General features: G+C 69.6%; 25 protein-coding genes and 2 pseudogenes. 21 read left to right on the top strand and 6 right to left on the bottom strand.

Translation table 11 applies throughout. From position 1 onward, the window contains the following. The first annotated feature begins 405 nt into the window (after positions 1-405). Positions 406-2,145, top strand: coding sequence for a GAF domain-containing protein (locus HUT10_RS09030; protein ID WP_176170759.1), 1,740 nt, complete (start codon positions 406-408; stop codon positions 2,143-2,145). Between the two features lie 250 nt (positions 2,146-2,395). Here HUT10_RS09030 and HUT10_RS09025 read toward each other — a convergent pair whose 3' ends face one another. Next, positions 2,396-2,956 (bottom strand): hypothetical protein, encoded by a 561-nt coding sequence (locus HUT10_RS09025; RefSeq protein WP_176170758.1) that lies wholly within the window; start codon positions 2,954-2,956, stop codon positions 2,396-2,398. Positions 2,957-3,148: 192 nt separating this feature from the next. On the opposite strand from HUT10_RS09025, the gene HUT10_RS09020 reads away from it, so the two are divergent. The 9 genes from HUT10_RS09020 (at position 3,149) to HUT10_RS52125 (ending at position 11,028) form a co-directional block, all read left to right on the top strand. After that, positions 3,149-3,763 (top strand): RNA polymerase sigma factor, encoded by a 615-nt coding sequence (locus HUT10_RS09020; protein WP_217709566.1) that lies wholly within the window; start codon positions 3,149-3,151, stop codon positions 3,761-3,763. Between the two features lie 82 nt (positions 3,764-3,845). Then, entirely contained in the window at positions 3,846-4,445 is a 600-nt protein-coding gene (locus tag HUT10_RS09015) for an anti-sigma factor (RefSeq protein ID WP_176170757.1), read from the top strand. 328 nt (positions 4,446-4,773) lie between these two features. After that, positions 4,774-5,211: a nitroreductase/quinone reductase family protein gene (locus HUT10_RS09010; RefSeq protein ID WP_176170756.1), complete on the top strand. Its 438-nt coding sequence runs from the start codon at positions 4,774-4,776 to the stop codon at positions 5,209-5,211. Beyond that, on the top strand, positions 5,208-6,449 hold the full coding sequence (locus HUT10_RS09005; protein WP_176170755.1) for an FAD-dependent oxidoreductase: 1,242 nt from the start codon (positions 5,208-5,210) through the stop codon (positions 6,447-6,449). Before HUT10_RS09010 ends, HUT10_RS09005 begins: the two co-directional genes overlap by 4 nt. 143 nt (positions 6,450-6,592) lie before the next feature. Continuing rightward, entirely contained in the window at positions 6,593-6,724 is a 132-nt protein-coding gene (locus HUT10_RS51810) for a hypothetical protein (protein ID WP_303246952.1), read from the top strand. A gap of 339 nt (positions 6,725-7,063) precedes the next feature. After that, positions 7,064-7,690 carry a DUF6119 family protein gene (locus HUT10_RS09000; RefSeq protein WP_368660749.1) on the top strand — a complete coding sequence of 209 codons (627 nt, stop codon included), beginning with the start codon at positions 7,064-7,066 and terminating at the stop codon, positions 7,688-7,690. A 483-nt stretch (positions 7,691-8,173) separates the two neighbouring features. Continuing rightward, positions 8,174-8,629 carry a hypothetical protein gene (locus tag HUT10_RS08995; protein WP_176170754.1) on the top strand — a complete coding sequence of 152 codons (456 nt, stop codon included), beginning with the start codon at positions 8,174-8,176 and terminating at the stop codon, positions 8,627-8,629. Continuing rightward, a complete protein-coding gene (locus HUT10_RS08990) occupies positions 8,601-9,209 on the top strand; it encodes a hypothetical protein (RefSeq protein ID WP_217709565.1) in 609 nt (202 codons plus the stop codon). Before HUT10_RS08995 ends, HUT10_RS08990 begins: the two co-directional genes overlap by 29 nt. Before the next feature lie 31 nt (positions 9,210-9,240). Further along, positions 9,241-11,028, top strand: a complete 1,788-nt coding sequence (locus tag HUT10_RS52125; protein WP_368660824.1) for an ice-binding family protein — start codon at positions 9,241-9,243, stop codon at positions 11,026-11,028. Positions 11,029-11,099: 71 nt separating this feature from the next. Here the strand turns inward: HUT10_RS52125 and HUT10_RS08980 are convergent, their stop codons facing one another. After that, entirely contained in the window at positions 11,100-12,062 is a 963-nt protein-coding gene (locus HUT10_RS08980; RefSeq protein ID WP_176170753.1) for an RNA polymerase sigma factor, read from the bottom strand. A gap of 85 nt (positions 12,063-12,147) precedes the next feature. Next, a complete protein-coding gene (locus HUT10_RS08975; RefSeq protein WP_176170752.1) occupies positions 12,148-12,567 on the bottom strand; it encodes a hypothetical protein in 420 nt (139 codons plus the stop codon). Positions 12,568-13,280: 713 nt separating this feature from the next. On the opposite strand from HUT10_RS08975, the gene HUT10_RS08970 reads away from it, so the two are divergent. Continuing rightward, complete coding sequence (locus tag HUT10_RS08970) at positions 13,281-13,748, top strand: hypothetical protein (protein WP_176170751.1); 468 nt, start codon at positions 13,281-13,283, stop codon at positions 13,746-13,748. 518 nt (positions 13,749-14,266) lie between these two features. Here HUT10_RS08970 and HUT10_RS08965 read toward each other — a convergent pair. After that, positions 14,267-14,482: a hypothetical protein gene (locus HUT10_RS08965; protein ID WP_176170750.1), complete on the bottom strand. Its 216-nt coding sequence runs from the start codon at positions 14,480-14,482 to the stop codon at positions 14,267-14,269. Between HUT10_RS08965 and HUT10_RS52120 the strand changes: the two are divergent. From HUT10_RS52120 to HUT10_RS08940, 6 genes and pseudogenes are all read left to right on the top strand, one after another. Continuing rightward, positions 14,394-16,070: pseudogene (locus HUT10_RS52120) on the top strand (ice-binding family protein); the annotation flags it as partial. The gene HUT10_RS08965 and the pseudogene HUT10_RS52120 overlap by 89 nt on opposite strands. A gap of 286 nt (positions 16,071-16,356) precedes the next feature. Continuing rightward, positions 16,357-16,974, top strand: coding sequence for a hypothetical protein (locus HUT10_RS50750; protein ID WP_254896772.1), 618 nt, complete (start codon positions 16,357-16,359; stop codon positions 16,972-16,974). A 6-nt stretch (positions 16,975-16,980) separates the two neighbouring features. Continuing rightward, on the top strand, positions 16,981-18,450 hold the full coding sequence (locus HUT10_RS50745) for an RHS repeat-associated core domain-containing protein (RefSeq protein ID WP_254896771.1): 1,470 nt from the start codon (positions 16,981-16,983) through the stop codon (positions 18,448-18,450). Next, on the top strand, positions 18,429-18,962 hold the full coding sequence (locus HUT10_RS50740; protein ID WP_176170748.1) for a DoxX family protein: 534 nt from the start codon (positions 18,429-18,431) through the stop codon (positions 18,960-18,962). Before HUT10_RS50745 ends, HUT10_RS50740 begins: the two co-directional genes overlap by 22 nt. A 92-nt stretch (positions 18,963-19,054) precedes the next feature. Then, positions 19,055-19,831: pseudogene (locus tag HUT10_RS52115) on the top strand (YeeE/YedE thiosulfate transporter family protein); the annotation flags it as partial. A gap of 175 nt (positions 19,832-20,006) precedes the next feature. Continuing rightward, on the top strand, positions 20,007-20,306 hold the full coding sequence (locus tag HUT10_RS08940) for a hypothetical protein (protein ID WP_254896769.1): 300 nt from the start codon (positions 20,007-20,009) through the stop codon (positions 20,304-20,306). Between the two features lie 26 nt (positions 20,307-20,332). Here HUT10_RS08940 and HUT10_RS08935 read toward each other — a convergent pair whose 3' ends face one another. Next, complete coding sequence (locus HUT10_RS08935; RefSeq protein WP_254896768.1) at positions 20,333-20,896, bottom strand: fasciclin domain-containing protein; 564 nt, start codon at positions 20,894-20,896, stop codon at positions 20,333-20,335. Here HUT10_RS08935 and HUT10_RS50730 point away from each other — a divergent pair. The 3 genes from HUT10_RS50730 to HUT10_RS08925 all read left to right on the top strand — a co-directional run bounded on the left by HUT10_RS50730 (position 20,856) and on the right by HUT10_RS08925 (position 21,722). Beyond that, a complete protein-coding gene (locus tag HUT10_RS50730) occupies positions 20,856-21,170 on the top strand; it encodes a hypothetical protein (RefSeq protein WP_254896767.1) in 315 nt (104 codons plus the stop codon). The genes HUT10_RS08935 and HUT10_RS50730 overlap by 41 nt on opposite strands. Then, positions 21,167-21,325: a hypothetical protein gene (locus HUT10_RS08930; RefSeq protein ID WP_176169274.1), complete on the top strand. Its 159-nt coding sequence runs from the start codon at positions 21,167-21,169 to the stop codon at positions 21,323-21,325. Before HUT10_RS50730 ends, HUT10_RS08930 begins: the two co-directional genes overlap by 4 nt. A 130-nt stretch (positions 21,326-21,455) precedes the next feature. Beyond that, on the top strand, positions 21,456-21,722 hold the full coding sequence (locus HUT10_RS08925; RefSeq protein ID WP_176170746.1) for a hypothetical protein: 267 nt from the start codon (positions 21,456-21,458) through the stop codon (positions 21,720-21,722). A gap of 71 nt (positions 21,723-21,793) precedes the next feature. Here the strand turns inward: HUT10_RS08925 and HUT10_RS51805 are convergent, their stop codons facing one another. Next, on the bottom strand, positions 21,794-24,169 hold the full coding sequence (locus HUT10_RS51805; protein ID WP_176170745.1) for a LuxR C-terminal-related transcriptional regulator: 2,376 nt from the start codon (positions 24,167-24,169) through the stop codon (positions 21,794-21,796). Between the two features lie 281 nt (positions 24,170-24,450). On the opposite strand from HUT10_RS51805, the gene HUT10_RS08915 reads away from it, so the two are divergent. Continuing rightward, a complete protein-coding gene (locus HUT10_RS08915; protein WP_176170744.1) occupies positions 24,451-25,317 on the top strand; it encodes an IniB N-terminal domain-containing protein in 867 nt (288 codons plus the stop codon). Positions 25,318-25,351: the final 34 nt, after the last annotated feature.

The following is a 25,351-nucleotide window of genomic DNA, read 5'->3' as shown; positions in this document are numbered from 1 at the left end:
CGACCAGGCGGTTGCGCGAACTGCGCGGTGCGGCGATCGACGGGCTCGTCGAGGCACTCGCGGGTGAGCTGGTCGCGGACCGGCAAAACTCGCACCTGACCCTGCTGGTGCTCGTAGCCGGGGTCTCGGAGGTGGTCGGTCGGCGGACTCGGGGCGACCTTGCCGACGAGAGCGTCGACGATCTCGCAGAGCAGTTGGCCAGGATCGGGGTCGCGGCGTGTGCCCCGTTGCGTCCGGATCGGCCTCGAGTCGCCGCCGCAGCGGCTGATTTCCCCTTTTCTCGCCGTTGGGGGAGCACACTGTGGGGTCGAGGTCCTCATTTCGCGGCTTCTTCACCGCAGAGATTCGGTACGGAGCGGAAAGCCACCTGGCGAGGCTGTGATCGGTGCGCGGAAGGACAGTCCTTTGACCAGGAGCGATTCCGGCCACCACGACGATGGCGGGCCCCGGCGCGTGGCGAGCACCCTCTCCGGGCTGCGGCTGCGGGAGCTGCTGCGCGATTTGCAGGACCGGATCGAGTTGCTGATCGGCACCCGGGACAAGATGGACGGCCTGCTCGACGCGGTGCTGGCCGTCGCGTCCGGGTTGGAGCTGGACACGACGCTGCGGCGGATCGTGGAAGCCGCGATGGAGCTGGGCGAGGCGACGTACGGCGCCCTCGGGGTGCTGGCCGAGGACGGCTCCCTGGCCGAGTTCATCCACGTCGGGATCGACGACGCGACCCGTCGCCTGATCGGGGATCTGCCGAAGGGGCATGGTGTGCTCGGGGTGGTGATCGACGAGGCGAAGCCGTTGCGGCTGGCGGAGATCTCGGCCCACCCGGCGTCGGTGGGGTTTCCGTCCCACCATCCGCCGATGCGTTCGTTCCTCGGGGTGCCGGTACGGGTCCGCAGCGCGGTGTTCGGCCGGCTGTACCTGACTGAGAAGAGGGGCGGGGTGCCGTTCACCGACGATGACGAGGTCGTCGTCCAGGCGCTGGCCGCGGCGGCCGGGATCGCGATCGAGAACGCGCACCTCTACGAGCAGGCGCGGGTGCGCCAGCAGTGGCTGGCCGCGACGAGCGAGGTGACGACCGAGCTGCTGGGCGGCACCGATCCGGCTGAGGCGCTGAACTCGATCGCGAACCGCGCGCTCGAGCTGACGGGGTCCGATGTCACGATGCTGGCGTTGCCGAACTCCGGGCGGCTCGACGTCGACGAGGACTGGAACGACGACGTTGAGCTGACGGTCGCCGTGTGCGCGGGAGCACGGGTTGCGGAGTTGTCCGGTTTGCGTATTTCCGTCGACGGGGGCGAGGCGGGCGCGGTGTACCGCGACCGGACGCCTCGTAGTGTCTCGGAGCTGGTCTTGGGTGAGCACCGGTTCGGTCCCGGGCTGGTCGTTCCGCTGCGTGCGGGTGACCGGACCGCGGGTGTGCTCATGACGGTTCGTGAGCCGGGTGCGGAACCCTTTGACGTGGCCCAGCTTGCGGTGGTGGCTTCCTTCGCCGACCAGGCGGCTTTGGCGTTGCAGCTGGCGGCGCGGCAACGGACGGCGCGCGAGCTGGACGTCCTGGGTGATCGCGACCGGATCGCCCGTGACCTGCACGACCACGTGATCCAGCGGCTGTTCGCCGTCGGGTTGTCGATGCAGAGTACGCAGCGGCGGACGAAGTCTCCGGAGCTGCAGAAGCGGCTGGGGGACAGCGTCGAGCAGATGCACGAGATCGTGCGGGAGATCCGCACGGCTATCTTCAATCTGCATGGCGGCGCGGCGGGGGAGATGGGGCTGAGGCTGAGGCACCGGTTGCACGACGCGATCGCGGAGCTGACCGACGACGCGCCGGTGCACCCGACGGTCAGCATGTCCGGCTCGATCGATTCGCTGCCCGCGCAGCTGGCCGAGCACGTCGAGGCGGTCGTGCGCGAGGGGGTCAGCAACGCCGTCCGGCACGCGGAGGCCGCAGCGTTGACGGTGTCGGTCGTGGTGAAGGACGACGTCCTGCGGATCGTCGTGGTCGATGACGGCCAAGGGCTGCCGACCGACGTCTCGACCAGCGGCCTCGGCAACATGCGTGAGCGCGCTGTCTCGGCAGGTGGTGCTTTCGCGGTCGAATCGCGCCCGGAGGGTGGCGTGAGACTGGACTGGTCCGCTCCGGTCGCTTGACCAGGCTTCGTGCCGGCCGGAGTAATGCGGTCTGGGCCGGGCGATCGACGAAAGGAGGGCGGCCGCCGCTCGGACGGCCGCCCTTGCACACCGCCACTCTCTCCTGCTGGATCGAGCACCCGGGCCCGCCTGTCCTTCGCGATCCGTGGCCTCAGGCGGGATCACGGCTGAGGCGCTCGCTCCCACCGTCTCGGCGATTCACCGCTTCCAGCCGGGTGCTTCCGCGGTCGCCCTCCTCGCTCGCGAGAAGTCACTTGCGGATCATCGGGTTGCCGTAGCCGATGACCAGGCCCTGGGTGAACGCGGTGACGCCGAACGTCTTGTTCAGCAACGCCGCGGCCGGCGCGGTGAGGGCGAGGGTGACGCCGGCGGGCGTGGCGGCGCCGATCGTGAACAGGTCGGCACGCGTCCCGAAGTTGATCTTCCCGCTGAGCACGCCGCGCTTGAGGTCGATGGTGTAGCCGGTCAGGTAGAGGCACTTGCCACCCGCACGCAGCAGCAGGCCGCCCACGTGCTCGATCGTCCCGTCGTTCGGGTTGCCGACGATGGTGAAGCCGAAGACGGTCTTGCCGCCGGGATGGCTGACCTTGGCGAAGACCGGCGACACCTTGACACCGAGCGACGTGAGCGCTTTCGCCGCGGCGGCGTCCAGCGTGAGGTCGGTTCGGCCCTTGCCGAAGTGGTACCAGCTGTGGTGCGAGACGGTGTGGTGCGACGCCGTCACCGGCTGAGCCGCCTGGGCCGGTGCCGCGGCGACCCCGGCCATGGCGGCCGCGGCGACGATGGACACCCCGAGCATGCGAAGGCGCATGATGACTCCGTTCTCGTTGCTTCCTGGACACGATGGGTACGCGAGGAGTGGCCCGAACGGATGCAGCCGGTCTCGGCCGACTTGGCTCCTTCGCCGGCGCTGACACCGCGTTCGAGAGCGCGGCACCAAGAGGCGACGATGCCGATGACCGAAGATGTCGTCTCGTCGCCGCCTGCGGCTAGGGTGTCGTTCGTGTCCGACGACGGCGCGACGAGCGATCCGGCCGACGATCTCGCGCGGCGGTTCGCCGTCGGCGACCCGGCGGCGCTGCGTGCGGTGTTCGATCGGCACGGCCCCGCGGTGCAGCGGCTTGCGAGAGCCAGCTTGCGCGACTCCGCCGACGTCGATGATGTTGTGCAGGCTACTTTCGTGTCCGCGTGGAGCGGCCGGCGCACCTACGACCCGGACAAGGCCGGTCTGCTGGCTTGGCTCTTGGGGATCGCTCGTCGTCGTGTCGTCGACTTGCTGCGAGCGCGGGGTCGCCACGAACGCGACAGTGACGCGGTGGCCGCCGTCGCTTCCGCCGAAGAGCCGATGGCCGAATCGCCGGAACGTGTCTTGGATCGGCTGGTCATCGCCGACGGCCTGACCCGGCTGCCGCAGACACAACGAGAAGTGCTCGAGCTGGCCTTCTACGCTGACCTGACCCACACTCAGATAGCCGAGCGAACCGGGCTGCCGCTGGGAACGGTGAAAAGTCATCTGCGCCGTGGCATGCAGAACCTGCGCTCTCAGCTCGATCGGTCTTCGGAGGAGGTGAATGATGTCGCATCCGGATCCCGATCGTCTCGTGGTGCTAGCTCTTGACGAAGAGGCTCCTGGCCCGGCGGACACCGCTCACCTGGAGGACTGCGCGCATTGCCGTGGCGAACTCGAGTCGCTGCGCGCGGTGGCCGGCCTCGGCCGAGAGACGAAAACGGAAGCGACGTTGCCTCCGGTCGGGGAAGCGGTGTGGGCACGGATCGCGGCCGAAACCGGCCACGCGACCAATCCCGGTGGCGGCGGCGGACGGCTGCTCCCGCTGGAGCGCCCGGGTGGCGGGCGGGCAAGCGCCGGCTGGCTTTCCCGCGGGGTGCGGTACACGATCATCGCGGCCGCTGCCGCGGCGGTCGGGGTTGTCGGCACCTTGGCGGCCGTCGACACCGGTGCCGGAGATACCCGGGTCGTCGCGGAGACGGAGCTGATTCGTCAAGCGGCCGCTCCCGCCGACGCGGCCGGCAAGGTTCAGGTCGTCGTCACGGGCGACGGGGCACTGCGGCTGAAGGTCCAGCTGACCGGGATGCCCGCACCGGCCGGGCTGTACGAGATCTGGCTTTACGACGGCAGCAGGACCATGATCCCGCTGGGAGTGACGACGGGGGGCGACGCCGACGTCGCTGTTCCCCCGAACGTCGCGTTGCGTAGCTTTCCCGTCGTCGACATCTCGGCGCAACAGCTCGGGCAGCAGGCGCACGGGGTCAGCATGCTGCAAGGCAATCTCGGGACCTGACCGCTCGGGCGGCGTCCGGGAGGATGGAGCCCACCTCGAACAGAGTTCGGTTTCGGTGAATACCGCGCTCATCGACGGGTCGCGTCGGCCAAGGTCGCGTGGATCGCCAGCACCTCGTCGACCGCCGCGAGCCGGATCGAGCGCAACGCTGCGCCGGTCGCCACCACCTTCACCTGGGTGCTCTCATCGGCGTTGCGTTGAGCAGGTCACGCAGGCCCCTGCTGATCCGCTGCGCGGGGGTGTGTTCGTCGTCGGCCATGCGCGGCAGCCTAAAGGTCGCTAGCCTGTCTAGCGAATATCGCTAGATTGGCTAGCTTTAGGAGTGGTCATGGACGCTCGTGCCATCAACGCCCAGATGGTCGCCAAGCTGCTGGCGACATCCGGTGAGCCCGTGCCGGAAGGCGGCTACGCACTCCGCGTCATCGAAACGCGAGGTCGTGACTCCGGCGCGGCCCGGCGAGTACCGCTCGCCGTCGTCCAGCGTGAGGACCGGTGGTACCTGGTGTCGCCGGACCGCAGCCGTGACTGGGTTCGCAACCTGCTCGAGACGCCTGCCTGCGCGGTGGTCGAGGAGTCCACGCGGCTCGAGCGTCACGCGGAACCGGCCGACGCCATCAGGGCGGCGGCCGTCGTTGCCCAGTACCTCAGGTCGATGACGGTGCCGTGGGCGATCGAGGCGTTCGCGGTGGCGCAGGATGCGACCGAGGAGCAGATCGCGCCGCACCTTCCCGGCATGGCCGTCTTCGAGCTGCGGGAACCGGCGTGACCGCCTCGACACAGGACGTCGCCATCGCCGGTGGCGGTCCCGGGGGAATCCTGCTGGGCTACTTGCTGGCCCGGGCGGGCATCGAGGTCACCGTGCTGGAGTCGCGATCGGACTTCGACCGCGACTTTCGTGGCGACTCCCTGCATCCCTACACGCTCGAGTTGCTCGACCAGTTGGGCCTCGCCGAGCGGCTGCTGCAGCTGGACCACTTCAAGGCGAGGTCGTTTCGGTTCCACACGCCGAAAGCCGAGTTCAGTGTCGTGGACTACGACCGGCTCGACAGCCCGTTCAACTACATCGCCTTGATGCCCCAAGTCCGCTTCCTCGACTACCTCGCCGCGCAAGCGCTGTGGCTGCCGTCGTTCTCCCTGGAGATGGGAGCCAAGGTCACCGACCTGATCACCGACGGGACCGGCCGGGTGACCGGTGTCCGGCACCGTGGCGGCGAGATCGCCTGCTCCCTGGTCATCGGAGCGGACGGGCGGTTCTCGACCATCCGCCGCCTGGCCGGCTTGCCCGCGCGCTCACTCGGCGCGGCGACCGACATCCTCTGGTTCCGGCTGCCACGGCACGCCAGCGATCCGCCCGACGCCGATCTCGACCTCTACTACGGGCAGGACAGCTATGTCGGTGTCCTCGGTGGCGTGCACGACTGGCAGGTGGGCTACAGCGTCGCCAAGGGGTCTTATCCGCAGGTACGCGAACGCGGTGTGGAGCCGATCAAGGAGTTCGTCCGCGAGCACGTGCCGTGGCTGGCCGATCGCGTGCACCTGCTCACCGACTTCACCCAGACGACCCTTCTTTCGGTCGACATCTCTCGCGTGAACTCCTGGTACCGGCCAGGACTGCTGCTGCTCGGCGACGCCGCGCACGTGATCTCACCGGTCGGCGGCAACGGCATCCTGATGGCCGTCCAGGACGCGGTCGCGGCCGCCAACCGGCTCGTCCCGGCCTTCCGGGCCGGCGGGCCGCAGCTCGCGGACCTCGCGGCGATCCAGCAGGCTCGGCTACCCGCCATCAAGAAGGTCCAAGCGCAGCAGGTCCGGGTGGAACGGAAATCGGCCCGCGCCCGGGGGAGGGGGCGTGGCGCGGCGCCACCGGCGTTCCTGCGGTGGCTGTTCGCGATTCCGGCGCTGCGTGCCCGCGGCGCGCGCGACAACGCGTACGGCCCGTACCCGCCCCGGCTCGAGGACGCCGTTCTCCGTGTCTACCGCGAGCGCGAAACGCACCGAGGATGACCGAGCGCCGCGCTGCTTGGTTGCGCGCACCCGTTGGTCAGAGAGCTTTGAACACTGTCGGTTACCGTTGTCACAGGAGGTGACTTCGGGTCAGGGTTGAGCCACCGGGGTCTCGTGCGCACCGCCGCGACGATGTCGCCGCGGTGGCGACTTTGGCCGAGCTGGCCGCGCTCGGCGACGCGGCGTTCCGTCTCTACGGCGAGATCGACGAACACCTCGCTCGCCTGGCGGTGTCCGGGCCGGGATGGCCGTCAGCCGAAGCACCGGCCGTGTGACACCGTGGCGACGGCCGGAGTCGGGATGAGAGGCCGAGGCGCTGCACGAGGCCCCTCGGCAGTCGCGTCGGTCCGGCACGTCGCGGGGGAGACGTGCCGGACCGGGGTGGCGCGATCCCACCCCCCAGGTGTGGGACGGACCAGGCCGAACGGCAAGCCGCTGGCCGTTGTCAAAGTGCGTGCCTGCGCCAAAATGTCGCCAAACGGGAACGGCCAAAGGGGGACGCTGCGCCTTCACGGCCATCCGGGTGGGTGAGTTGCCCACAACAGTGCCGCGGTCGTCGATCGCGAAGGCGATAGGTCTGTCGTCTCTTCCACGGCCCTCTCCTGCCTCGCCGAGTGAATCCTGGTGATGATCCGATCTGCCAAGCCGGCCGGACAGACCGCCGGCGATCCGGTCCAGGCGGTGCCGGAGCTTCTCGACCTCGGTCCGGAGTGTCGCGCAGTGCGAGCGACCACTGTGCGTCCCCGGGTCCTCGCAAGCGCCGATCCGGGTTGTGGTTCGCTGGTCGGACCGTCGAGGGCAATTACAACTTGCACGTGGCGAAGGCCCCGCTGTTCCTGTGCTTGGACAAGAAGCTGGTGACGAGCCGGGCGCACCCTCACGGCATCGAAGCGTGCGATCTCCTCGGCCCGGACAACGAGCTGGTGCACGTGAAGAAGTTCAGCAGCAAGACGGGCTCGTCCGTCCTCAGTCACTTGTTCGCCCAAGGTCTTGTGGCGATCGAGACGTTCCTGGGCAACTCGAAGACGTGGGACGAGTTTCGCACCAAGGTGGCCGAGCAAGACCCTAGTCGCGCGGCCAAGCTGGGCCCGAGGCCTGCTGCACTGGTGTATGCCATCCACCGCTCGGATCGGCCGTTGAACCCGGCCACGCTGTTCACGTTCGCCCGTTCAGCCCTGGTGTCGGCATCGATAGCGCTGTCCGCCTACGGCATTCCGCTCCAGGTCTGTGTCATCCCCTAATAAGCAGCAGGTACAGCACGCCACCGGCGGCGGCGACATGGCCGGCGAACAACCGAAGCTCGATAGCAGTCGGCCTACGCATGTGTTCGGTCGGAGCACTGGCGGACATGGCTCGCTGGTTGGACGTGGATGGGTACTGCCTTCAGCACGCAGACGGCACAGATGACTCTGCGCTACAATCGATGCATGATCTCCCCAAACACGGGAGATATCCCACGTGTGGGGGTTCAAGTCCCCCTTTGAACACGTAGACGTGGGAAAATCTCCCGCGTCGCGGTTGGGCTTCTGGGCGTCAGTCAAGCTGCAGGTCTGTGGCAAATTTCAGGGTGGGGTTATAGATCAACTCGGTCCTCGGACACCAAAGTCGGTGAATCTTCCCGCACCAGTGAGTATCAGGTCAGTCACGGTACGTCGCGTGACGGCCATCCTTCCTCTGTAGGTTACGACGCTCGTCATCGTCATGATGGCGAGGCCGTCGCCACGGTGATTCCGCCGCGCGTCGCGGTGGCGCCGGTTGAGCGCCCTGCGACGGCAGGCGTTGTTCCGTTTCCCGTTCCGCAAGTGCCTGCGGTTCGCCCGGGCGTGATGCGGTACGGCCTTGCGCGCATCGATGCCTCTGGGCGGGTCGCGGACCGGTCGATCGTGAAGACTCTCGGCTGGTGTTCCGGCGACAGCCTCGTGATCACAGTGGTGGAGAGCGCCGTCGTCGTGCATCGCGATCCGGCCGGGGTGTTCGCCGTTCCGGCCGCGCCGTATCTCACCTTGCCCGCGGTCGTGCGGCGGCGGGCCGGAGTGCGCGCGGGTGATCAGCTCCTGGTCGCCGCCGATGCTACGTGCGGCGTGCTGGTGATCCACCCGTTGGCTGCCCTCGACTCGATGCTCGTCGGTTACCACGCCTCTCTGCTGGGGGGTGACGAGCACGATGGCCGGACCGAGTAGCGCGGCGGAGCTGGACGCGGCGCGGTTGTTGCTGGCGAAGATGGGGATTGACCCGGCCGAGCTGGTTGCCGAACCGGTAGTGCGGGCGGAGGTGCCGACGTTCGCCGAGTACATCCCGGTCGTGGCTGCTGCGGTTTCGGAAAGCACCCGGCGTGCCTATTCGTCGTACTGGAAACGCCTCGAGCAGCATTGGGGTGCGCGTCGGCTGGACGAACCGACCCCGAGTGAGTTGAAACAGCTGGCCGAGGAGGCCAAGGCACACGCGCTGGTACGCCGAAATTCCCGCGGTGGGCGCAGCGCGGCCGAGAACTTCATCGCCGCCACCCGCTGTCTGTACCGTCATGCCGAGAACGACGGCGTGATCACCGAGGCCGGCAATCCCGCGCGGAAGGTGGCCAAGCCTCGCCGACTGCCCTCCACGCGCCGGGCCGTGCACGACCTGGGGCTGGTCGAGATCAACGAGGCGGCTGCCACCACCGGCGACGACCCCGAACTCGACATGCTCCTGTTGCGGCTGCACACCGAGACCGCGTGCCGCCGCGGTGACATCCTCCAGGCGAGGCCGGAGCCTCACAGGTGAGGTGTCAACCAAACCCTGGGCAGACCCGATCATGGCAAGCCGCCAATTCGTCTGGGCCGGAGACCACCGCGTCACACCACCGAAAGTGCGCCGGAGCCGCTCGTTTGACAGACCCGCGTACTTCCCTCGAGCAAGTGGACGCGCCACTGTTCGCCGACGGAATGCCGGTGCCGCTCACCTCGGGCACCCGTCCCCAGCGGGGCATGTCGCGACACGGCTGGGTCACGGCGGACAACGCGGGCGACCACTCTCACTCGTGTGGGTGACTCGGAGTGTTCACGTTCGTGTACTTTGTTGGCGATTTCCTGATATGTTGGCTCGTCTCTGCTTATGGTTCACCCAATCGGAGGCCAGGTGGCGGAAGATTACGTTCCTGTGTGGACGAATGGCCCGGCCCAGACTTCGCCGGTTCGGCTGTAAGAATCGGTGGAAGGAACTTGAAATGGACGACGTTTCCACCAGAGTGCATTCGGCGCTGAGGTGGCGCCGGAGCAGCACGGTCGTGGGTTTGTGCGCGGTCGTGACCACTCTGGGTCTGGGGCTGGTGGTCGGGGCGCCGCAGGCCGTTGCCGCCGAAGCTCCCGTCGGGCTCGGGACTGCGATGTCCTATTCCGTGCTGGGTGGGCAGGCGGTGACCAATACCGGGCCGAGCACGCTGGCCGGGGACCTCGGCGTCTCGCCCGGGACGGCCATCACCGGTTTCCCGCCCGGCACCGCGGCCGGGACCACGCACGCGGGTGACGCCGTCGCTGCCCAGGCCCAGGCCGACCTCGTCGTGGCCTACAACGACGCCGCCGGTCGTGCGCCGACCGCAAGTGTCGCGGGGGACCTCGTCGGTCAGACGTTGGCCGGGGGTGTCTACCAGTCCACCGGCCCGTTGGCGCTCGGTGGCACGCTGACCTTGGATGGTCAGGGCGAGTCCGACACCGTGTGGATCTTCCAGGTCGCGTCGACGTTGATCACGGCGCCGGCGAGCGACGTGAACTTGATCAACGGTGCGCAGGCGTGCAATGTGTATTGGCAGGTCGGTAGTTCGGCGACGCTGGGAACGAACTCGAACTTCGTCGGCACGATCATGGCGTTGACGTCGATCACGGTGACGACGGGCACCGCGGTCGCCGGGCGTGCGCTGGCTCGCAACGGCCAGGTTTCCCTTGACGACAACACGTTCACCACTCCCGGTTGCGCGACATCGCCGACCACGACAACTCCGCCGGACACCGAGACGACCACTGGCACCACGACGGATACGACTTTGTCCACGAGTACCGGGACAACCACCGGTACTACGACGGACACGACGTCCTCCACCAGCACCGAGACGACCACTGGCACCACGACGGATACGACTTTGTCCACGAGTACCGGGACGACCACTGGCACCACGACGGATACGACTTTGTCCACGAGTACCGGGACGACCACTGGCACCACGACGGATACGACTTTGTCCACGAGTACCGGGACAACCACCGGCACGACAACGGATACGACTTTGTCCACGAGCACCGAAACGACCACCGGTAGCACCGCGCCCTCGACGAACACCGAAACGACCACCGGCAGCAGCACCTCGTCCTCCACCGGCAGCGATACGACGAGCAGCGCGCCGGGGGCGGGTCTCGGCACGACCTCGTCAGGCCTGGACCACAGCGGTGGCAGCCCGGGTTACGACAACGGGCCTACCGGTACGTCGAATCTCGCCGACACCGGGGCCAGCCCCCTGCTGGGCACTCTGGTTTGGCTGGGAGCGTTGCTCGTCTTCCTCGGCGGACTGCTGCTCGCGGTCGCCCGCCGCGTCCGCAGGTCCGGGCGGTAGCACCGGACGTTCCCGAGCCCACCTCGGTGGGCGCCGCAGCGAGGGGCTACGCCGCCGGGCACCGCGACTGCTCAGGTCCGCGTGCGTGGCGAACCGGGGGAGTCCACACCGCCACCGGACCAGGTTTCGGGATCGGCCGGCAGCCGGTCTTTCGCCTGTCGGTCCGTCGGGGCAGGTGGGTAGCCGAGTTTGCCCAGCTGGCGAACGTCCGTTCGGGCGGGCAGTTCGTGGTGGAGTTCGCTGACGACGGTGCGGCACGCCGAGCAATCGTCCAGATGTGCGTTGACCTGCGCGGCCTTGCACTTCGACAGCTTGTCCCGAGCCCACGCGCCGAACTTTCCCGCTATCACGCGGCAGCTTTGCGGCTGGTCGTCCGGCTTGGCCAGGTACGCCTGGAGATATTCCTGGCGCAGGCCGTCGCGGGCTCGGTAGGCCAGAGCGGACACGCTGTTGGGGCTCAGGCCCATGAGCGGGGCTACCTCGGCGGGCGTCAGGCCTTCGATCTCGGCGTGCCACAGCACTTCCTGCCATCGGGCGGGCAGCCGGGCGAACGCTTGCGCCGCCATGCTGTGCTCCAGCCGGGCGATGGCCGTGTCCCGGAACGGCTCGGCGATCTTCTCCGGACCGGCCGCCTCGATCGCGGTGGCCTCGACGTTCTCGGTGAGGTGGAGCCGGCGGGCGCGCCGGGCCTTGTTGTAGGCGATGTGGCGCAGGGCCGTCAGCAAGTACGCGCGGAAGGCCGATTCGGGGCCGTGGTCGCCGCGGAGGGCGCTGAGCACCTTGGCGAACGCTTCGGACACCAGATCGTCCGCCTCGACGACGGAGTGGGCGAGCCGGCGAGCGAGGCTGTGTGCCGCTCCCCGGTGCCGGCTGTAGAGGACGCCGTACGCGGTGAGCTGCCCGGCGCGCACGGCGGCGATCAGCTCGGCATCTTCGAGGTCCTCGGCTATCGGACCGGTGAGGTCGGCTGCGGTGGTCCGCTGGATGGGAACGACAGTGGCTGCCTGGTCGCCGGCGCGCCCGGTGATGGACATGGGTGACCCCCGTCAAAGTGGTTGAGGGAAAGGTCCGCGTCCGCGGTGTTCGGCAACGTGGAGCTTCCTGTCGTCGGCCGACAGGTCACCGAGGCTGGTTGAGGACCGCGAGGTGGACGTCGCCCATTCCGGCGCCCAGAAGCCCGGCGTAGGGAATGTTGTCCGGATCGAAAGCGAGGATGCGGATGGTGAACAGCGGCGCCACGGTGCCGCTGACGTCGACGATGTTGGCGTGGCTCGCCAGCTCGAAAACGGTGCGGATGGCCGCCATCGTCTCGGTGCGGTCGGGATCGCTTTCCGGTGACAGGCCGCTGATCCGGACGTCGAGCATGCCGAGCCGCGGGCAGGCCTTGACGCAAACGGAAACGTGCTGGGGGAACTGCCTCTGGGCCCGTAGCTGCCGCACTTCACCCAGCAGGTTGTCCGCGACCGCCGGCAGGGAATGGTCCAGCTCGAGCTCGTCAGCGCCGGTGATGCACCAGGCCGGCCGGAGGAAGTCGGTCATGTCACACCTCGCCGCGATGGCGGAGAACACGCTCGACCGGACCGAGAGCGGTCACGACCGCACCACTCCGGCACCATCGCCGCGCCGAATGCTTTGGTGGAATCGTCGCCCATTTTTCGCGCGTTCCTTCCGCAGACTCGATGACCGAAGCCGGCGAGGTCTGGGCCGGGAAACACGTCCACCCGGAAGCGGTGATCATCACCACCTGGCCTCCGATTCGGTGAACAGTACACCGAGACACATCGACAGGCCAGGAAATTCCGAATTGTGGACACGAAAGTGGAACCCGCTGGTTCACTCACATGCGTAGGAGTGACACTCCGCAAGAACCACCGCGACGCGGCAACGTCCGCGCTCGCGGCGAAAACCGCGTTCCACCAGGAGGAAATGATCGCGAATAAAGATTCGGTAACCCGACCCGTAAAATCTCGCCTACCTGCGGCGCGTTCTTGATCATTTTCAACGGGCCGGGCCGGCTTGGATCGGATGCGGCCCAAGATCACGCAGCGTTGCGAATCGTTACTCGAAACTGCTCAATGCGGAAAAGTGCTTGCAGTTACTCGAACGGGTGACTTTCCGGCAGTGTCCGGGCATGAGTGCTAGCTTTTTGGTATAGGTCCCCGATCTGCGGACCCCAGTGCTTTCCTGCGAATTCTGTCGCAAGTGCACACCGGATGAAATAAATCGCACAAGAGGCCGTAATGGACAGGAAAATGACTCATGGCAGAAAACGCATCATCATCGCCGTCGCGGCGGTGTTGACGCTTGCCGGCGGCGGTATCGCGCTGGCGTACTGGACCTCCAGTGGTACCGGATCCGGCACCGCGGCGACGGGGGTGAGCGCCGCCTTCACCATCGCCGCTGATCCTCCTGCCGGAGAGATCGCACCCGGCAACGCCGGATCGGCCGTCAGCTTCCACGTCACGAACCCCAGTGACAACGCCCAGTACCTGACCACCGTGACCGCGACACTGGCCGACGCGAACGGAGTCGCGTGGGTGCCGCCGGCCGGCTGCCTGATCGGTGACTACACGGTCACGATGACCACCCCGGCCCCGGCCGGTGACATCGCCGGCGGTGCCACTGTGGACGGAACGGCCACGGTGACGTTGGCCAACACCGGCGCCAACCAGGATGCGTGCCAGGGACAGGACGTTCCGCTGTACTTCGTCGCTTCCTGATCCCTTCGAACGGGTCCCGGGTGCGGTGCCGTCAGGCACCCACCCGGGTACTCGGCCGGATCGCCCCTGATTTGCGCGGTACCGCATTCGTGTCGCCGCACGTGCACGCCCAAAAGATTGCTGTCGTCGATCATGAGCGAATTCTTCGTCCCGGCACGTACTCGCGGCCGGCACCGCGCGGTGCGCAAGACCGGCCCGGTGCTGGTCGTGTTCGGCGCGCTCGTGGTCGTCCTCCTGGGAGTCGGACCGGCGGCGGCGTACTGGAGCGCGCCCGGTTCCGGGTCCGGTTCCGGGGCCACCGGCACCATCGCCGCGCCGGTCGACGTGACGGTCCCGGCGACCGCCACCCGGGATGTCCCCGTCAGCTGGACGCCCGGCACCGGAGGGGTGACGCCGCTGGGCTACTCCGTCACCCGCGTCACCGGTGGCACGACCGTGGCGGCTTGCGGGAGCAGCCCCACCGCACCGGTCGCGGGCACCGGCTGCACCGACACCGCGGTCCCCGACGGCGGCTACACCTACGTCGTGACCGCCGTGTACGGGTCGTGGACCGCGCCCGGCGCGCCGAGCGCGGTCGTGAGCGTGGTGAACGTCAGCCGGCTCGCGTTCACGAGCCGGCCCACCGACACCGCCGCGAACGACGCGATGGCACCGCCGGTGACCGTCGCCCTCCAGTCGGCCGACGGCGCCGCGTTCCCCGCTGCCGGGGTCCCGGTGACCTTGGCGATCGGCACCGACGCCGGCGGTACGACCCTCCACGGAACCCTCACGGTCGACACCGATGACAACGGTGTGGCGACCTTCGCCGACCTGTCCATGGACGTGGCCGGGACCGGCTACACCCTGATCGCCACCAGCCCCGGCCTGGACTCCGCGATCAGTTCGCGGTTCGCGATCACGGTGCCCACCCTTCTCGGCGACGCGGGGAGCTACTCGGTGCTGGCCGGACCCTCCGTGGTGAACACCGGCACGACGACGACGGTCAGCGGAGACCTCGGCGTGAGCCCGGGAACTTCGATCACCGGATTCCCGCCGGGCATCGTCGGCGGGGAAATCCACGCGGGTGACTCCGCCGCTGCCGCCGCCGCGGCCGACCTCGCCGGCGCCTACGGCGACCTGTCGACCAGGCCCGCGGGCGCCGAGGTCGTCGGTGAGCTGGGCGGTCTCACCTTCACCCCCGGCGTGCACCACGCGGTCGCGGCGATGGCCATCACCGGAACCGTCACCCTCGATGCCCAGGGCAACCCGGATGCGGTGTTCGTCTTCCGGACCGACGCGGCGTTCGACACCGCGGCCGCCAGCCACGTCGACCTCGTCAACGGAGCACAGGGCGCCAACGTGTACTGGGTCGCCGGCGATGCCGCGAACACGGGCGCGAACTCGTTCCTGTCGGGCACGATCGTGGCGCACGGAGCGATCACGGTCGGCGCGGACACCGTGATCATCGGCCGGGTGCTTTCCCTCGCCGCCGTCACCCTCGGTCCGGCCACCATCCGGTTCACCGACGCGCCGCCCCCCACCGTGACGATCGACGGCGGCGCCACCTTCGTCACCAAGGACACCACGCCCACGATCTCCGGGACCAGCGACGCACCGGAACCGAGCCCGGTCACCGTGACCGTCGGCGGCCAGACCCTCTCCACCACGGCCGGTGCCGACGGCGCCTGGAGCGTCACCGCCGACACGGCCCTCATCGCCGGTCGGTACACCGTCGTGGCCAAGGTCCGTGACCCTTCGGGCAACGGAGCGGCCGCGTTCCAGACCCTGACCGTGGAGGTCAACCCGGCACCGGTGAACCTCGGTACGGCGAGCACCTACTCGGTGCTGGCCGGGGCCGGCACCGGAGTGGTGAACACCGGGCCCACGGTCCTGAGCGGCGACCTCGGCGTCAGTCCCAGCACCTCGGTCAGCGGATTCCCGCCCGGCATCGTCGCGGGCAGCCGGCACGTGAACGACCCCGCGGCCCAGCAAGCACACGCCGACCTGCTCGCCGCCCACGGCGACGCCTCCTCGCGCAAAGCGCACACCGAGGTCGTCGGCGACCTGGGCACCCGGACCTTCCACGCCGGCGTGCACCACGCCGGCGCCGCGCTCGCCCTCACCGGAACCGTCACCCTCGACGCGCAGGGCAACCCGGACGCGGTGTTCCTCTTCCAGACCGACGCGGCGTTCGACACCGCGGCCGGCAGCCGCGTCGACCTCGTCAACGGGGCGAAGGCCGCCAACGTGTTCTGGGTCGCCGAGGGCGCCGCTAACACCGGCGCGGACTCGTTCTTGTCCGGCACGATCCTGGCGCGAGGGGCGATCACCCTGGGCGCGAACACCGCGGTCGACGGCCGCGCACTCTCCCTCGACACCGTCACCCTGGCCGGCGACACCATGACCGGCGTGACGCCCGGTGCACCGGGCGTCGCCCGCTCGCCCCAGCCGGCTTCCGGCCGCCGTGGTCGCACCCCACGTCGTCCACGGAGCCGACGACCGCGCCCGGTACACCCGAGACGTCGCCGGCCGAAACCGGACCTGCCCCGACGCCGAGTGCGCCACCTCCGACGTCGACGGCGCCCATCGCGACCGCCGACGAAACCGAACCCAACCGGACGGCGGCATCGTGAACTGCTACCCGCTGGCTTACACCGGCATCGGCTTGAACATCGGCTTGCTCCTGATCATTGCGATCGGGGCCGTGCTCCTCGGCGCGGCCATGGTGTTCGCGACCCGGCACCGGCGAAGGCGCGCACGAGCGGCCGCTGCCACCCTGGTGGTCCTGTCGCTCGTCGTCGTCGCGTTCGTGGTCCCGCCGGGAGCACCCGCGCAGGCCTCGAGCTCGGACTGTGGTGCCAACGGGGCCACTACCGACAATTCCCTGACCGTCACGCAAACCTCGACGATGAACGACCTCGCGCCCGGTCGTGCGCCGGTGGCCATCGCCGGCCTGGTCGTGAACAACAGTCTCGACAGCACCTACATCACGGCGGTGAAGGTCGAGATAACCTCGGTGACCGTCCTGGGCGGGGCATTTCCCGGTCCGTGCGACGCCGGCGACTACTTCCTGCTCAACGCGAGGATGCTGGTGGAACGGACCCTGGGCCCCGGTGGGTCGACGCCCTTCACCGGAGCGTCCATCGGCCTGAAGAACAAGCCCACCAACCAGGACGCCTGCCAGCTCGCGGTCATTCACCTGCTCTACACCGCCAACCCCGGCCCGCCCGAGTTGTCCGGACCGTAGCCACGCGTGATCCACGATGCTCCGTACCCATCGTTCGTCTACGACGCCGACGGCGGACGGCTCATCAAGCGCGAGTCCGGGATCACGACGCTCTACCTCGACGGCGTGGAACTGGTCGTCCGCAACGCGACCCAGGAGCTGACCGGGCGGCGGTACTACGACCACGGCGGCTTGGAGGTCGCGGTGCGGACGTCCGGCTCGGGTGGCGGCCTGTCGTGGCTGCTGGGTGACCACCAGGGTACGGCGTCGATGACCATCAACGCGTCCACTTTGGAGGGCAAGAGCCGCCAGGCCGATCCGTTCGGCAACCCGCGTGGGAAGCAGCCGGCGTCCTGGTCCGACGACAAGGGCTTCGTCGGCGGTACGAAGGACGACAGCGGCCTGACCCACCTCGGCGCCCGTGAGTACGACCCGGTGACCGGCCGGTTCGCCTCGGCCGACCCGGTACTGGATTTCGACGATCCGCAGCAGCTCAACGGGTACGCCTACGGCAACAACTCGCCGGTGACGAACTCGGACCCGAACGGCCTGTACTGGAAGACCGTCTCGGTGGCCAAGCGAACTTCGGTGACGACGTTCGTCTGGGCGCTCTACATCGTCGGGCTGTTCATGCCGGTCGTGATGCTGGTGGCAGTGACTTATTGGGTTGTGCAGGTCTTCTACTACCGGATCTGGATCGACCCGCCGTGGGCGGGCGGCGGTGGTGCGGGCGCGGGTGACGCGAAGCAGCAGGCGCTCAAGGAAGCGGGTCTCAGTCAGGCGGAGTACGAGGAGGCCAAGAAGGCGGCGGCGGACAAGCGCAGCTGGATCGACGTGGCGATCCAGGTCGGTGATGACATCCTGCAGGAGATCATCGGCGTGAAGGGCGTCGTCGACAACTGCATCAAGGACTTCAACCTGGCCGGCTGCGCCTGGGAAATCCTGACGTCGCTGCCATGGGGCAAGGTGCTCAAGGGCGGCAAGATCGTCGACAAGATCGTGTCGGCGTTCAAGGACACGCTGACGTGGATGAGGCGCCGCGACAAGGCGGCAGCGGATCTGCGGCGGGTCGAGCAGGCCGAGGAACGCCTGTCGAAGGTGACGGGGTGCAACAGCTTCGCGCCGGGCACGCTGGTGCTGATGGCCGACGGGAGCCGTCGTCCGATCGAAGAGATCCGGCTTGGCGACCGGGTGCTGGCCACAGACGTTTCGACGGGCCGTACTACGTCCCGCGAGGTGGTCGCGACGATCATCGGGCAGGGGTGGAGGCACCTTGTCCGCATCACGGTGGCGGGCCAGGCCCCGATCGTGGCGACCGATGGTCACCCGTTCTGGGTGCCTTTCGCAGCGGGGCTGGGTGGACGCGGAGGACCTGCGGGCCGGCGACGACCTGCTGGTGGCGGGCGGGACCGCGGTGACGGTTTCGGCGGTCCGCGAGCTGACTCGGCCGGCTCGTCCACGACCTCCTGGCCGGTTTGGCGGTACGGCACGGGCTGACCCTGCTGCGGATCAGCATGGGCCTGGTATTCCTGGGATTCGGTGTGCTCAAGTTCTTTCCCGGCGTCAGTCCCGCCGAGAAACTGGTCGAGGCCACGATCCACGAGCTGACCGGGGGAGCGGTGCCGGCGCTGGTTCCCTTTTCCGTCGCGCTGGCCGGGACGGCGGCGCTCGAATGCGTGATCGGGCTGTCGCTGGTGACCGGCTGGTGGTTCCACCGGGTCCGGTATCTGCTGGCGCTGGAGCTGGCCGGGATCCTCTCCCCGCTCGCGCTGCTTCCCAGCCGGTTGTTCAGCGGTCCCGGGCACGCACCGACCCTCGAGGGCCAGTACGTGCTCAAGGACATCGTGTTGCTCGCCGCGGCGATCGTCCTCGCCACACGAGCGTCCACAGCAGACAGTTCCACCGTTCCCGCCGTCCCCGCGCAACGAGACCACCGGGCAGCAGCCGCGGCGCCCGTGCGCGCGACCGATCCGGTGGCGGCCGGGTTCCGAACCACCCGGGAACGGTAGAGGAGGAACGTCATCCCCGGACCCACGATCACGATCGTCACCGGCGGGATCGCCGGGATAGCGATGGGCTACGTGCTGCAACGAGCGCAGCTATGCTTTCACTCGACCTTCGCGGGCGTCCTGATCGGGCGTTTCCTGCTCGCCCGGAGCTGGCTGCCGGGCGTGGCGGTCGCCGCGGTGGGACTCTCGGCGCTGTTCGTGACTCCGCTCTCGACGGTCTGAACCCAGGGCTGCCGTTCACGCCGGTCGCCGACGTCGTCGGCGGGTTCGTGATCGGTGTGGGTATGGCGGTGGCCGGCACGTGTGTTTCGGGCCTGTTCTTCAAACTCGGCTCGGGCATGCTCGGCTGCGTGGCCGGCCTCGGCGGCTGGGCCGCGGGCGAGCTGTCCGTACGCCAGGTCGCGCTGCCCGGGCCGACGCTGCTGCCACCGGGACCCGCCGCGACCCTTCCCGCTCTGCTCGGCGTCCCGCGGGTGGCCTTCGCGTTCCTCGCCGCCGTCGTCGCGGCATTGTGCTTGTGGCGTCACGCGGATCAGCCGCGGCGCGGGCAGTGGAACTGGCCGGTCGCCGGGGTTGCCCTCGGCGTCGTGACGATCCTGGGCTGGGTACTGGCCGGCTCCGGCGGCGCGAGCTTCGGCCCCAGCACGGTCGGCGCCGTGGCCGGTCTCGCCGACGGCGAACCGAACTGGTGGCTGACAGCGTTCCTGCCGGGGATCGTCCTGGGCGGCGCGATCGCCGCCCAGGTGACAGGCGATCTCCACGTCCGCGGCGAGCGACCGGTCCGCTACGTCCGCCTGGCCGCCGGCGGGTTCCTGCTCGGCGCGGGCGGCCGGCTCGCCGGCGGCTGCACCCTCGGTCACGGACTCTCCGGCGTCGCCCAGCTCAACGTTTCCTCGTGGGTCGTCGTGGCCGCCATCATCGGCGGAACCGCGCCCGCGCCGCACACGTCGCCTTCGCCGAGACGCCCGAGCACCGGTAATCGCGCGGTAAGGATCACCGAGTGCGAACCGTGTGAGACTGGAGTGATCCGACGAGGAGGTCACCATGACCCGCAGTCATCCGCACCCGGCCTCGACCGGCGGTACGACCAGGAACCGGTGGATCCGCGCGGGAATCTCGGTCGTCTTCGCCCTGATCGTGGCTGGCGGCGCGAAAGTCGCGTTCGATCTCAGCAGCACCATGATGACGCACCTCGCCTCCGTGGGCGCCTGGATGATGCTCGCGCTGGGTCTGGCCTACGCGGGAGTCCGGATCCGGCCCGGCCTCGGCGGCGCGCTCTTGACGGGCTTCGGTATCGGGGCGCTGCTGGTGGTGTTCTTCGGCGGGATGCAGATGTTCGCCTGACCGCCATTCGCGGCCCGGAGCCCGTGCTACTTGGTGGTGCCGGGAGTCAGCACCTTGTCGATCACGAAGACCGTGGCGTTCTTCGTGGGGATGTTGCCGCAGAGGATCTTCGCGCCGTTGACGGTCATGTTCTCGCCCGAGCCCTCGATCTTGACCGGGCCGCCGGCCGTGTTCAAGGTGTCGACCGAGCCGGCCGTGGCGAGGCCTTTGGCGTCGTAGCGCTTGCCGACGACGTGGTACTGCAAGATCGGCGCCAGCTCGGCCGGCTTGCCCGCCAGCTCGGCGAACTTCGCGTCGCCCAACGCGGCGAACGCCGGGTCGGCGGGCGCGAACACCGTGATCGCTTCCTGGCTGTCGAGTGTGTCGACCAGGTTGGTGGCCTTCACCGCGGCGATGAGCTTGGTCAGCAGCGGGTTGGTCGACGCGGCCGAGGCGACCGGCTGCGGGCCCATGGAGTCGAGCGAGCCGGGCGCGGAGCCCGGTGGCAGCTGGGAGCAGGCGGGGCCGAACACGTCGGCGTTGGTCGTCACGCCGTCCGGGGATCCCGTCATGCCCGCGGCGCTCGCCGACATCGACGTCGCGGGGGCCATCGAACTGCTGGAGATCGAGGAGACGGAGCCTCCGACACCGCACGCGGTCAGCGCGGCGGCCGCGGTCAGGCCGATTCCGGCGGCACGAAGCTTGTTCACGAAAGATCACTCCGAATCGAGGGGCCAGGGCGGTCCACCGTGGACCCACGACGCCGCCGCCTTGTGGTGGTCGTTCGGCGTCGACGCCGAACCGGATTGGGCGGCCTTCACCGGTGCGTTCGCTGCCGCGGCGGGTACGGATGGCTGCACCATCGCAGTTGGCCCGATCGAGTGAGTACGGCCGACTCGCGGCAGCACCTGCTGCACAGCGAAGGCGCGACGACGGCCGCCCTTCCCCTCAGCACCGGCTGGGTAGCGATCACCACCGAACCGGTCGCCGGCTCGCCGCAGCCGACGACTTCGCCGGTGCTCCTGCCCGGGCCCGCCTGAATCGCTGATTCGTCACCCACAGGGCTGGTCCGAGCTCCGCGGCCCTGTCCACTGTGGCCGGTCGCTTCGAATGGTCCGTGATCCCGCCGGGATCGGGTCCGATGTTCGTTCGAGGAGAAGGAGATTCACCGTGAGCACACTCCGCCGTCGCATTCTGGCGACCGCCGCGCTGCCCGCCGCGGCACTCGGCTTCCTGCTGGCCGCCCCGGTCGCGGCTTCGGCCTCCACAATGACCCCGCAGGCAACCGCCTCGGCCACGGACCACGAACCCGGCCACCACTACGGTTTGCACCTGAGCATCTTGCTCGGCCTGCACATCACCGGCGGCCACCACGACAACGACGAGGGCGACTGCTACGACGGCCTCCTCGGCGGTGGCTTGCTCGACCTCGGCTGACCACCCCTTCGGCTGCAGGCGAAGCGGGGCACCGGACGTACCCGGTGTCCCGCTTCGTCACGTTCGAGAGCTCATCCGTCGTCGCCGAGCATGCCGCTCAGCAGCGTCACGAGCGTGCGGCGATCGGTGACGCCGAGCTTGGCGCGGATCCGCCCGACGTGGTGTTCGACCGTCTTGCCGGAGATGTGGAGCCGCTCGCCGATCTCACGGTAGATGTGGCCGTCCACGAGCAGGCGGCCGATTTCGCGTTCGCGTGTGGTCAACGCGGGCGGTTCGGCCGGCGTGACCGCGGCCGGCTCTTCGGGAGCGGTCATGCCGTGGGTGAACCGTTTGGCCGCACGCAGCAGGGAAATCATCGCCGCGCGGTCGGTGGCGCGGATCGCCGCCTGCCCGGCCAGCCGCGCCGCGTCCCAGCGAAGACCGGCTCGATGCAGGCTGTCTGCCGCGGCCAGCACCCGATCCGGCTCGACGGCGCCGTCCAGGACAGCGAGCCATTGCGCGCCGGCCGCGGCCAGCGCGGACCCGAGCCGCCCGGCGACCGGATCGAACGAACCCAGCGATCTTCGTGCGGTTTCCCGGTCACCGCCGACGATCGCGGCGTGGAACGCCGACCAGCGCAGCCAGTCCGCCCACAGCGGTGGTGAGCCGTGCCGTTCCAGCAGGGCGAGGGCACGATCGTGGTGCGCGGCGACGCGGAAGCCCTCGCCCAGCCGGGCCGCCGCGACCAGTAGCTCGCCGAGCGGCAGCAGGGTGAACAGGTCGAGCGGCTGGCGCATCATCGCCTCGTAAGCCGGGTTCCAGTGCTTGCGCACCGCTTCCGGAGTCTCGCCGCGTCGCGCGAGCCCGAGGTCGAGGGCCCGTAGGAGCAGGTCGTCGCGGGGCGCCAGGACGACGTCTTGGTGACGTACGGCCGTCCGGTGGGCCGCGGCGGCGGTGAGGTCGCCGGCGAGCAGCTCGGTCCAGCCGAGCAGCAAGGTGTGCCGCTTGTTCGCCGCCGCCCGGGTGAGGACGCCGCGCGCGAGCTCGAACTCCCCGGCGTGCAAGGCCACCACGGCCGTCAGGACCGCGGGCGAGTCCGGCAGCAGGTGGTCGACGCCGGTGGCCGCGGCGGAGTCCGCGGCGCCGAGCAGCGTCGCCAGCGCCGTGTCCGGACGACCCGAGACCGATGCCCGGATCCCGTCGAGCAGCCGGCCCGCGACATGCCCGTAGGCGGACAGCGGTCGTGACGGAGGCTCGTCGGCCTCGGGCAGCACGTGCCCGAGCGCGATCCCGGCGAGGTCCGCGAGCCGGCGCGCCCCCGGGTCGCCCGACCAGCGCAGAAGCTCGGCACCGCGGGCGAGGTCGCCGCGGCGGGCGAGGACGGTGCCAGTGAGCAGGGCCCCCTCGGCCCGCGCTTCGGGCACCGCCGCGCTCAGCAGTTCGTCCCCGAGCCGCAAGGCCGTGTCCAGCCGCCCGGCGAGCACCGCGGCCCGGGCCCAGCCAGGCGCCAGGCGCTCCACCGGACTGCCTTCGCGGGCCGCCGCGGCGTAGAGGTCGGCGGCCAGCCCAGGGTCGTCGGCGGCCGCCTCGGCGGCCGCCGCTTCGAGCCCGGCGCGCGGCAGGTCGCCGGTCGCCCCGAGACGCCGCAGTTCCCGGGTGATCGGCAGGACCGGCTGCCCGGAGGCCAATCGGGTCTCGAGCAGCCGGACCAGCACAGCCAGCTGCCGGCCGGGGGTGACGTGGTCGCGGACCGCCCGCGCCACGAGCGGGGGCACGGTGTCGCCGGCGGCGAGCAGTCCGGCGGCACGGATCCCGGCGACGACGGCCGCGACGTCGTCCAACACCGTGGCGAGCAGTTCCACGTCGTGCTCGCCGCCGATCCCGGCGGCCACGAGGTAGGTCAGCGCGGCCTCGCCGAGTCCGTCCAGCTCGGCGCGCAGCTGGTCGACCAGCTCCTCGGCGGGTAGGGCGAAGCACCGGGCCACCAGCCTCGGGACACCCGCCGTCGCCTGCTGTACCGCGGTTGCCCGCTCGCCGGTCAGCGACCGCCCGAGCACGCTCGTGGCGAAGCGAGCCACGTCCTCCGTCGCCCACGGCGCCAAGCGCAGGTGTCGGGCCTCCGTAGTGGCCAGCGGTGCGGCGATCGACCCCGCCGCGCCGGGGGTGTGGGTGAGCACGAGGCGGGACGTCTCGCCGGCCAGGCGCACGAGGGCCTCGGCAGCCGACGGGGTGAGCGTGTCCGCGTCGTCGACCAGGACGGCCCCGCCGGTCGCGGAAGAGGCCCCGGGCAGGGCGGCGCGGTCGATCACCGGGACCCCGGCGGCGCGGTAGTGCCGGCCGATCGCGGTCAGCACCGTCGACTTCCCGTGCCCGGGTGGCCCCGACAGGATCACCCGGACCGGGTCCTCCGGCCGGGTGTCGATCCCGGCCAGCAACTTCTGCAGCGGGGCCGACAGCAGCTCCTGCACGATCGGGGCACCTCCTTGACGGTGACCGGAGTTTCGGCCATCCATCAGGAGTTCGGCCCGCGACGCGGGGCGGACAGGCCCTACGGCCCCCTGTTCGCGGATGAGGTCTGCGCCACTCCGCCCGGCAATCCCCTAACGGGTGACGATTCCCCCTCGGGGATTCCGAAGATCACCACTAGGCGTCACACCCGATGCCGGGCACCCCAGCCCCGCTCTAGCGTCGGCTCAGCCGGTGATCCGCTTGTCACCGGCGCAACCGACCCCCACAGAGAGCCTGATCCATGAACCCGGCGCAGTCGCTGTACGAATTCACGCTCAACCTGCTCAACGACCCGTCCGCCCGCACCGCCTTCGGCGACGACCCGCAGGGCACGCTCGACGGCGCGGGCCTCGGCGACATCTCCGGCGCCGACCTGCACGACATCCTCCCGCTCGTCCTGGACTTCGCGCCGGTGGGCACCCTGGGCGGCCAGAACGGCCTGGACCTCGGCTCGATCACCACCGGCCAGGCCGGCGCCATCGAGCAGCTCAAGGCCCTCACCCAGAACCTCTCCCTCGGCGACGCCACCTCCGAGAACAACGTGCTGGGCGCCGTCAGCGGGATGACCGCCCTCACCCAGAACATCACCGATCCCTTCAGCGCGGCGGGTGACCTCACCAGCTCCATCGACCACGTCGGCGGCGGCCAGCTCGACCCGGTCACCACGGTGACCGGCGCGGTCGGCGACGTCACCGGGCACGTCGCGGGCGGCGACGTCACCGGCGCTCTCGACGGCGGAAACCTCACCTCGGGCCTGCAGAACGTCTCCGGGCTGACCTCGGCCGTCGACGGCGCGCAGGGCGTCGGCTCGACGATCGGCGACCTCACCGGCAACCTCGGTGTGAACACCGGGCTCGAGCACACGATCGGCGACGTCACCGCGCACGGCGTCGGCGACATCACGAGCCACGTCGGCGACATCTCGCACAACGGCACCCTCGGCGACGTCACCAGCCACGTCGGCGACATCGCCTCGCACAGCGGCAACATCTCCGACGTCCACGACGTCGTCGGCAACATCGGCGAAGGCGCCCTCAGCGGCAACATCGGCGCCGACCTGAGCCACCTGACCATCGGTTCCGGTAACGACTTCCACCTGCCGCACTGACGCCGTCCGGGCGGGTGCGGGCCGGCCTGGCTCC

This window comes from Amycolatopsis sp. Hca4 (assembly GCF_013364075.1).
Taxonomy (GTDB): domain Bacteria; phylum Actinomycetota; class Actinomycetes; order Mycobacteriales; family Pseudonocardiaceae; genus Amycolatopsis.
This window is presented reverse-complemented; position numbering and strand designations above follow the sequence as displayed.